Below are 8,810 nucleotides of genomic sequence, written 5' to 3'. Positions count from 1 at the left end.
TGGCGATGTTGATGTCGGGCTCCTGCTCGAGATCGAGCATGATCGCCTCGTCGCGGGGGACGTTGGGGTCGAAGACGAGCCCACAGCCGCATTGCCGTCGACGACGACGATCTGGTGGCGCGCTTCGTCAGCCGCTTCGAGAGCCGCTCGGGCACGGTCGCCCGCGTAAGCGGCGTCGACGCCATCCCCGCCGCCGTCGACGCCTACCGCCAGGCCCACGGCCTGCCACCCCGCGCCGCCGTGGCCCGCACACTGGCCGGTCTGCCCTGGCCCGCCGGCTTCGCTCATCACCCAGGCCCCGCCGGCCAGGACGAACAGATGTCCGTGACGCCCTGTCTGGCCGGCATTGCGGAGATAGGCAGCCTGATCCTGGCGTCCGGGCCGGACAGCCCGACGACCCTCAACTTCGTGCCCGACCACCACCTCATCGTGCTGCCGGCCGGACACATCGTGCGCCACTTCGAAGACGCCTGGACCCTGCTGCGCGCCCTTCCTGGCGGCCTGCCCCGGGCCACCAACATCATCTCCGGCCCCTCGCGCACCGGCGACGTGGAGCTCACCATCCAGCTCGGTGCCCACGGGCCGCGCAGCGTGCATGTGCTGCTGGTGGACGACGCCCCAGCGGTGGCCGCCTAAACTTCCGCGCCCCGCCGCCGAAATAGCTTCCATCGTCCGCCACCGGCCACCGCTTCATGCCGCCAGCCAGCCACCAGGATTTCGTCCTTACCCCGGAGCAGCTTTGCATCGGGGTTTTTGTTCATATCGACCTGCCCTGGTTCAGCCACCCGTTCAGCTTCAACAGTTTCAAGATCCGCTCGGCGGAGCAACTGGCGATCCTGCGAACCCTGGGGGTCAGCCATTTCCGCTACGACCCGGACCGCTCCGACGTCCAGCCCCGGGGCATGGCCGCCCCCCAGCCCGCCCTGGCGCCACAGCCCGAACCCCCGGTCGAAGACCCCGCCGCCCACTCCGCCCTGGCCAGCAAGCAGGAGCGCATTGCCCGCCTGGCGCAGCGCAAACGGCAGGTGATCGAAGTGGAGAAAGCCCTGGTGAAGGCGGCCGGGGTGATGCGCAACATCGGCAAGAACCTTTTCGCCCGCCCCAAGGAATGCCTGGAGGAAGTGGACGAACTGGTGAACCAGATGGTGACGGCCTTCCTCGATCAACCCGAAGTGGCCCTCCACGTGATCGGCGATCACGCCGGCGGTGAAGAGACCTACTACCATGGTCTCAACTGCTCCATCCTGTCGATGATGCTGGCCAAGGAGCTGGGTTTCGCCCGCGCCCACTGCCAGATCCTGGGGGTGGGCGCCCTGCTCCACGACATCGGCCTCAATGACATTCCCGACCGGGTGGCCCGCCCGCGCCACGAACTGACCGCGCCCGAGCGCAACCTGCGCCAGTTGCACTGCGAGTACGGCGTGCGCCTGGGCAAGCAGATCGGGCTCCCCGAGCCGGTACTGCGGATCATCCTCCAGCACCATGAACTGGCCGACGGCAGCGGCTTCCCCAACAAGCTCAAGGGCGATCAGATCGACCCCCTGGCGCGCATCGTGTCCCTGGTCAATTACTACGACAACCTGTGCAACCCCGCCGACCTGGCCAAGGCCATGACACCCCACGAGGCCCTGTCACTGATGTTCGCCCAACGCCGCGCCAAGTTCGACACGCGGGCGCTGCAGGTCATGATCCGCTGCCTGGGCGTCTACCCCCCCGGCACGGTGGTGAAGCTCTCCAACGACGCCCTTGCGCTGGTGTCTTCCGTCAATCCGGCCAAGCCCCTGCGCCCCTGGGTCACGGTGTACGACCCGAATATCCCCAAGGACGAAGCCATCATGCTCGATCTGGAAGAGGAGCCGGACATCAATATCGCCAAGGCCCTGCGCCCCATCCAGCTCCCGCCCGAGGTGTATGAATACCTCAGCCCACGCAAGCGGGTGACTTATTACTTCGACGCCGATTCGCGCAAGGGGCGCACGCAATGAACGCCGCCTACCAGGACGCCCTTCTCGCCGCAGCGGAGGAGATCCTCCTCCTCGTCCATCCCGAGAACCTCCTCATCCTCGCGGCCAATCCGGCGGCGGCGCGCCTGCTCGGCCACCCCGCCGACGCCCTGGTGGGCATGTCCATCACCGACATCGAGTGTGCCCTCGCCGACCTGTTTTTCTGGGAGGAAGTGCGGGCCGGCGGCGCCATCGAGGAACAGGTGATGGAGGGCCTGTACCGACGGGCCGACGACAGCCTGCTGGCGGCCAGCAAGAGCGTCCGCCGCATCCCCGAGGGCATTCTCGTGCGCGCCACCGACATCGGTGCCCAGAAACGTGCCGAGGACGAACTGGCACAGATGGCCTCGCGCCTGCGCGCCACCCTGGAAGCCACCGCCGACGGGATCCTGGTCCTGGATCGGGACGGCCGGGTGGTGAACATGAACCGCCGCCTGGCGCGCCTGTGGCATCTCCCCGAAGCCCTGCTGACCCGCCACGACGATGCCGCCCTGCTCGAACACCTGATCGAGGCGGTCGAGACACCCGAAGTGTTGCGCCCCCTGCTCACCGGGCAGGGTCTCACCGAAACCTTCGACATCATCCCCCTGCGGGACGGGCGCATCTTCGAGCTGAGTTCCCGCCCGGCCCGCCACGACGAGGCAGTCATCGGCCGGGTGTTCTGCGTGACCGACGTGACCGAAAGGCATCACGCCGAGCAGGCCCTGATCTCGGCCCGGGACGCCGCCACCGCCGCCAGCCGCGCCAAGAGCGACTTCCTGGCGATGATGTCCCATGAGATCCGGACCCCGATGAACGGCATCATCGGCATGGCCCAGCTACTGGAGATGGCCCCCCACTCGGCGGAGCAGAGAGACTACATCAGCACCATCCAGAAGAGCGGCGAGGCCTTGCTCGGCATCATCAACGACATCCTCGACTACTCGAAGATCGAGGCCCGCAAGATGACGCTGGAGCAGGTGGGATTCGATCTGCGCCAGATGGTGTCGGACGTGGAACGGCTGTTCCGGCCCAAGGCCCAGGAGAAGGCCCTCGAATTCAAGGTGGTTGTGGCCGACAGCGCACCCCGGGTGGTGATCGGTGATCCGACGCGCCTGCGCCAGGTACTGATGAACCTGGTGGGCAATGCCTTCAAGTTCACCGCGGCAGGCCACATCGGCGTCCACGTGGCAGCCAGCCCCGGCGAGGCCGGCCGCACCCGCTTGCGCTTCACGGTCAGCGACTCCGGCATCGGCATCGCTCCGGAAAAGTGCCGAAACATCTTCACCCCCTTCGAGCAGGCCGACATGTCCACCACCCGCCGCTACGGCGGCACCGGCCTGGGCCTCGCCATCTGCCGCATGCTGTGCGACCTCATGGATGGCGAGATCGGCGTGGACAGCACGGAAGGCAGCGGCTCGCGCTTCTGGTTCGTGGTCAGCCTGGCCAGTGCCAACGCCGAGGAAGACCCCACCCCCGAAGCGCCCCGTGCCATCCTGCGCCGCAGCACCCGCATCCTGGTGGTGGAGGACAACGCGATCAATCGTCTGGTCCTGGGCCGCATGCTGGAGCGCCTCGGCGCCCACGATCTGGTCTATGCCGAAAACGGCGAGGAAGCCCTGGCGCGCTGCGCCGAGGCCGCCTACGAGCTCATCTTCATGGATGCCCGCATGCCCCGGCTCGATGGCATCGCTGCCACCCGCGCCCTGCGGGCGGCCGGCAACCGGGCCTACATCATCGGTGTCAGCGCCGACGCCATGAGCGACGAACGCCAGGCCGCCCTCGACGCGGGCATGGACGACTACGTGGTCAAGCCGGTGGCCCGCGAGGCACTGGCCGAGGCAATCCAGCGCTGGCGGCAGATCCTGATCGCCGCCCACCAGGCGAGCCTGCCCCGTCAGGCCGACACCGAAGCCTGAGCCAGACCGCAGATTTGCTTACAAAACCCCCGCACCGGAGGGATGCGGGCTCGCTATCCTTGATTCATCCCTGCACCGGGAAACGAGGAGAGCACCATGAACAACATCCGCCAACTGATCACCGCCGGCCTGCTGGTCAGCCTGGGGCTGGGCCTGTCATCGGGCGCCAGCGCCCATGGCGGCGGCCGGGACTACCGCCATGGATACGGCGAACGCCACCACGGCTGGAGGCATCACTACCACCCGCCTGCACCCCGCTACTACCCGGCGCCCCGGGTGGTCTATCAGCCCATGCCCTACTATGGTCCCCCACCCCGCTACGCCTATACGCCCCAGCCATCCTTGGTGATCGGCATTCCGCCGCTGGTCATTCCGCTACGCTGAAACTGCTGAGGCCCGCAAAGGGCAGGGAAACACCCGGGGAGAAGGCGAGCTGGAGCGTGGCCGGTCTGCCGGCCCTGAGACCAAAGAGGTCTTCCATGCAGCAGATATGGGCCCGGGTGCTTTCCTCGATCAGGCCCCGGACGATGGTCACACAGCCCTCGGCCCCGGCTTCCACCATCAGGCTGACACGCTTTTCGAGCACCGCCCGGTCGGCGGCGTAGAGCACATCGCCGTGCTGCAGCACATGGGTGCGCAGGCAGTTGTCGGTCGCCCCCACGGTCAGCCTCGCAACCAGGTATTGAATGCGCTGGGCCGCATCCACATTGGCAAGAGCGAGCTTGCCCATCAGCTCCATCAGGCAGAGGCTGGTGCGGCGGGCAGAATCCGGCGTGGTCCACATGGGCTCAAGGTCTCGGTTGGGTGGGCAGGCCCCGGACACCGGCAAGCCGGATCGTCGGGCATGAATGACTCACGGCGCAGACACCGCCGGTGGCGCACCGGGCAGCAGGCCGCACTCCCCATCGGGACAGTGTCGCACACCCGCGGCGGCACATGTCCGCGCGTCGGCCTTCCCGTGGCACGGGGCGCAGGGAACGAACAATAAACGTATCGATGTGTAAGTCCATGGGCAGCCTGGGCGGTGTCCGCAGGGGAGACTTCATCCGGCCGGGAAAGCTGTCGCAACCCCGAGCGCGACATTCTGCGCCGATTGCGGCAGATTGTCTCAACCCGCCGGCCACAGCCAGGCGGCACCGCGCACGCCCGAGGAATCCCCATGGACAGCGCGGACCAGGCGGGTATCCACCTGATCCGAAAAGACATGGGCGCACCAGCGCTGCGGCACCTGGACATACAGACGCGCCAGGTTCGAGAGGCCCCCGCCCAACACGATCACGTCCGGGTCGAGGAGGTTGATCACCCCGGCCAGCGCCCGGGCCAGACGCGCCTCGTAACGCTGCAGGGTGGTTTCGCAGGCGGCATCGCCGGCTGCGGCGCGGGACACGATGGCCTCCGGCGTCAGCGCCGCGCCGTTGCGGCGGGCATGGTCGGCGGCCATGCCGGGGCCGCTGAGATAGGTTTCGATGCAACCGGCGCGGCCGCAGTAGCAGGCAGGCAGGGGCACATCGTCGTCATCCGGCAGGGGCAGGGGGTTGTGCCCCCACTCCCCGGCGATGGCATTGGCCCCACCCAGCGCCCGCCCATTCACCACGATACCGCCCCCCACGCCGGTGCCGAGAATCACCCCGAACACCACCCCGGCCCCCGCCGCCGCACCATCCACGGCCTCTGACAGGGCAAAGCAGTTGGCGTCGTTGGCCATGCGCAGCTCACGCCCCAGGGCCGCCTGCAGATCACTCAGCAGGGGCTTGCCGATCAGGCAGGTGGAATTGGCATTCTTGATCAGCCCGCTGCGCAGCGAGAGGGCGCCGGGCATGCCCACCCCCACCGTTCCGCGCCGCCCCAGCTCGCCCTCCACCGCCGCCACCAGCCCGGCCACCGCTGCCACGGTCGCGCCATAGTCACCCTGCGGCGTCGCCACCCGCCGCCGGGCCAGGGTGCGGCCGTCTTCGTCGAGGGCGATGATTTCGATCTTCGTGCCGCCGAGGTCAATGCCGATGCGGAGTGCCATGATTGTCAGTGAATATTTGTTTCAAGGAACGAAGCGTCCGGAAAAATGCCGGGCGCGCTCCACATAACGCCAATCTGCCTGCCGTCATGGGCATCGGCATGGGCGTCTGCCAAGCCAAATCCGTGCTGGCATGCTATGCCATAGATGCAGGGCGGCCAAGACGAGGCTCGCCCTCAGCCGACATCATCCGGCCTTCATTCACCGCAACAAGGGCCCGATAAGCGGCTAGCCAAGGTTTCAAGGATAATTATTGCCTCACCGCCCCCAGCCCAACACCATGCCCAGGCCCTTGCCGGAAATAGGCTCCCTCTTCCTGAGCGCCACCGCGCGGGATTGCGAGACGCCGCGCAAGGACATCAAGCGCGCCGTGGAGAAGATCCCGGTGCTGATCACCCTGCAGGAAGACTGGACCAACCCGGCGGCCTACGTGGAGGACGTGTGCCGCGACAAGCTCACCGCCTGTGACGGCTATGTGGGGCTGTTCGGCCATCGCTACGGGTGGACGCCCCCCGGCTTCCAGGAGTCCATCACCGAGCTGGAGTTCCGCTGGGCCACCCACCACTGGCACGCCTGCCACACGCCCCCCGTCTTTCTCTTCATTCCGCGCACCGGCAGCGAGGCCGACCTGGCACTCAAGGCCAGCGCCGAAGCGGTCCTCGCCGAGGAATTCCCCGACGAGGCGGTCCGCGAGGCATCCCGACAGAAGCAGGCCGCCTTCAAGGCCGCGGTGGTCGCCTGGGCCGGCGGGCCGGGCCGCCTGATCAACCCGTTCAACGACACCATCGACCTGGTCGCCGGGCTGGTCAGCACCATCCACCACTGGAACCAGAAACTCATCCGCGAGGCGCCCGACAGCCCCCAAGCCGCCATCGGCAGGATTCCCGACAGCGAGCTGGGCGCCATCGGCCGCGAGCCCCAGATGAAGGCCCTCAAGCGTGCCCGCCGCGTGTTGTGCAAGCAGGCCGACAGCCTGGCGGCGGCCTTCCTGGTCCACGGCCCCGAGAACTGGGGGCAGCTCCAGTTTGCCCAGGCCCTGTACGCCTGGGGGCAGGACGAGGAGATGAGCGCCCTCAGCGGGCAGCCGCTCTACGGCCACGGGTCGGCAGCCCTGATCCTTCAGCTCGGCGCCCTGCTGCGGGTACCCAGCCTGGAGGGGCCGGATGTGGGCCGCCTGGCAGGCCGCGTGCTGGCACGCCTTGAGGAAGCGCCCCTGCTGTTCATCCTGCCTTCTGTCGGGAGCGACCCGGACCGGCTCACCGATTTCGTCACGGGCTTCTGGCGCCCCCTGGTGGATGCGCTCGCGACCGGTGCCCGCACGCCCCCCCACCGGCTGATCTGTGTCGTCATCGATCACGCCCCCCTCGCCGCCCCGGATGCGGCCCTGGTGCAGGCGGCGGACACCGACGCCACCGACTTCCGCTGCCTGCAGGCCCTGCCCGGGCTGACCGCCCTCACCGACGAAGACGTGGAAGCGTGGCTCGAACAGAGCTGCCGCAACCTGAACGCCCCGCAACGCCGGGCCATCGCCGCCGACGCGGCGGACGCCGCCGGCACACCACCCGACATTGTCTACAACCGCCTCGCCCGCAATGGCTTCTGGGCGGACTGACCACAAAGGAAAGCGCCCGTGCCCCATCCCTACGCCACCTACACCGGCCAGCAAAGCGCCGGCTACATCGCCTCGCCCCAGACCGCCGAGATCGTCAACCTGGCCATCCACCTGGGCCGCCCGCTGCTGGTGGAGGGCGAGGCCGGCTGCGGCAAGACCCGTCTGGCCGGCGCCATTGCCGAAGAGCTCCGCCTCGGCGAGGTGATCGCCGTGACGGTCAAGAGCACCAGCCAGGCCAAGGATCTGCTCTACCGCTTCGACGCCCTGCGCCGCCTGCAGGACGCCCAGGATCGCACCAACACCAAAGCCCACCACATCCACCCCTACATCAGCCTGGAGCCCCTGGGCCGCGCCATCCAGCAGGGCCTGCCCGGCGTGGTGCTGATCGACGAAGTGGACAAGGCCGATATCGATTTCCCCAATGATCTCCTCGACGTTCTCGACCGCTTCGAGTTCGACATCGAAGACCTGCCCGCCGACGAGAGCGCAGCCTGCATGGCCCAGCGGGGCTTCGGGCGGCACGTGAGCGGGCCGCCGGAGGGCACCCGCCCCATCGTGCTTATCACCAGCAACCGGGAGAAGCAGCTCCCGGAACCCTTCCTGCGGCGCTGCCTGTATGTGCAGCTCGACTTCCCCAGCGACCCGGCCATGCTCGCCGAGATCGTGCGCAAAAACCTGGCCACCCGCGTGGATGCCCTCAGTGACACCCTGATCGCCGGCGCCGTGGCGCGCTTTTGCGAGATCCGCCAGCGCGCCCACGACCTCAAGCTGCAGAAGCTCCCGGCCACCAGCGAGCTGGTGGACTGGGTGCGGGTGCTGCACTGGAAGGGCCGCCGGGCCGAGGACATCCGGCCGGACGAGCTGGCCGCCAGCGACCAGGCCCTGCTCTTCAAGATTCGCGACGACATCCGCCGTTACAGCGCCCGCACCGCCAACGAGGCCGGCCGGTGACACGCCCCCCGGCCCTGCCGCCCCTGCTCCACGGCCTGTTTCATGAACTCGTGGCCCAGGGCGTGCCCATCGGCACCCGCGACTACCTGGACGGCCTGCGCGCCCTGGCCGCCGGCTACGGCAGCAGCCCCGACGGCCAGGGCGAACGCCAGGCCCTGGCCCGCCTGGCCCAGACCCTGTGGGCGCGCTCCGATGAAGAACACCGCCTCATCGCACGCTGGTTCGCCCACATCCCCGCCACACCAGCCGACCTGCTCGCCGCCGTCGATACTGCGCTGGCCCACCTGGACGCGGCGCGGGCCGACACCCCGGGCACCGTCGACACCGCGCCACAC

The 8,810-nt window shown here is 68.4% G+C and carries 9 protein-coding genes; 7 read left to right on the top strand and 2 right to left on the bottom strand.

The window, feature by feature from the left end:
• The first annotated feature begins 114 nt into the window (after window positions 1–114).
• The 4 genes from J0L98_RS20395 (at window position 115) to J0L98_RS20380 (ending at window position 4,285) form a co-directional block, all read left to right on the top strand.
• A complete protein-coding gene (locus J0L98_RS20395) occupies window positions 115–636 on the top strand; it encodes an LUD domain-containing protein (protein WP_296413932.1) in 522 nt (173 codons plus the stop codon).
• Between the two features lie 56 nt (window positions 637–692).
• Window positions 693–1,985 (top strand): HD-GYP domain-containing protein, encoded by a 1,293-nt coding sequence (locus tag J0L98_RS20390; protein WP_296413930.1) that lies wholly within the window; start codon window positions 693–695, stop codon window positions 1,983–1,985.
• The gene (locus J0L98_RS20385; protein WP_296413927.1) at window positions 1,982–3,901 is read left to right on the top strand and encodes an ATP-binding protein; all 1,920 of its coding nucleotides are present in this window, start codon (window positions 1,982–1,984) and stop codon (window positions 3,899–3,901) included. Before J0L98_RS20390 ends, J0L98_RS20385 begins: the two co-directional genes overlap by 4 nt.
• Window positions 3,902–3,997: 96 nt before the next feature.
• Window positions 3,998–4,285, top strand: coding sequence for a hypothetical protein (locus tag J0L98_RS20380; protein ID WP_296413926.1), 288 nt, complete (start codon window positions 3,998–4,000; stop codon window positions 4,283–4,285).
• On the opposite strand, the gene J0L98_RS20375 is transcribed toward J0L98_RS20380, so the two are convergent.
• The gene (locus tag J0L98_RS20375; RefSeq protein ID WP_296413925.1) at window positions 4,269–4,685 is read right to left on the bottom strand and encodes a hypothetical protein; all 417 of its coding nucleotides are present in this window, start codon (window positions 4,683–4,685) and stop codon (window positions 4,269–4,271) included. The genes J0L98_RS20380 and J0L98_RS20375 overlap by 17 nt on opposite strands.
• A 324-nt stretch (window positions 4,686–5,009) precedes the next feature.
• Window positions 5,010–5,915 carry an ROK family protein gene (locus tag J0L98_RS20370; protein WP_296413923.1) on the bottom strand — a complete coding sequence of 302 codons (906 nt, stop codon included), beginning with the start codon at window positions 5,913–5,915 and terminating at the stop codon, window positions 5,010–5,012.
• A gap of 277 nt (window positions 5,916–6,192) precedes the next feature.
• Here J0L98_RS20370 and J0L98_RS20365 point away from each other — a divergent pair, with 277 nt between their 5' ends.
• The 3 genes from J0L98_RS20365 to J0L98_RS20355 all read left to right on the top strand — a co-directional run.
• Complete coding sequence (locus J0L98_RS20365) at window positions 6,193–7,524, top strand: DUF4062 domain-containing protein (protein ID WP_296413921.1); 1,332 nt, start codon at window positions 6,193–6,195, stop codon at window positions 7,522–7,524.
• Window positions 7,525–7,542: 18 nt separating this feature from the next.
• Window positions 7,543–8,475 carry a MoxR family ATPase gene (locus tag J0L98_RS20360; RefSeq protein ID WP_296413919.1) on the top strand — a complete coding sequence of 311 codons (933 nt, stop codon included), beginning with the start codon at window positions 7,543–7,545 and terminating at the stop codon, window positions 8,473–8,475.
• Window positions 8,472–8,810: hypothetical protein (locus tag J0L98_RS20355; RefSeq protein WP_296413918.1), on the top strand; the 339-nt coding region annotated here is incomplete at its 3' end. The genes J0L98_RS20360 and J0L98_RS20355, both read left to right, overlap by 4 nt.

The organism is Zoogloea sp., from assembly GCF_017302315.1.
Lineage (GTDB): Bacteria > Pseudomonadota > Gammaproteobacteria > Burkholderiales > Rhodocyclaceae > Zoogloea.
Note: the sequence above shows the minus strand (reverse complement) of the source record. Positions and strands in the feature narration are given on the sequence as shown.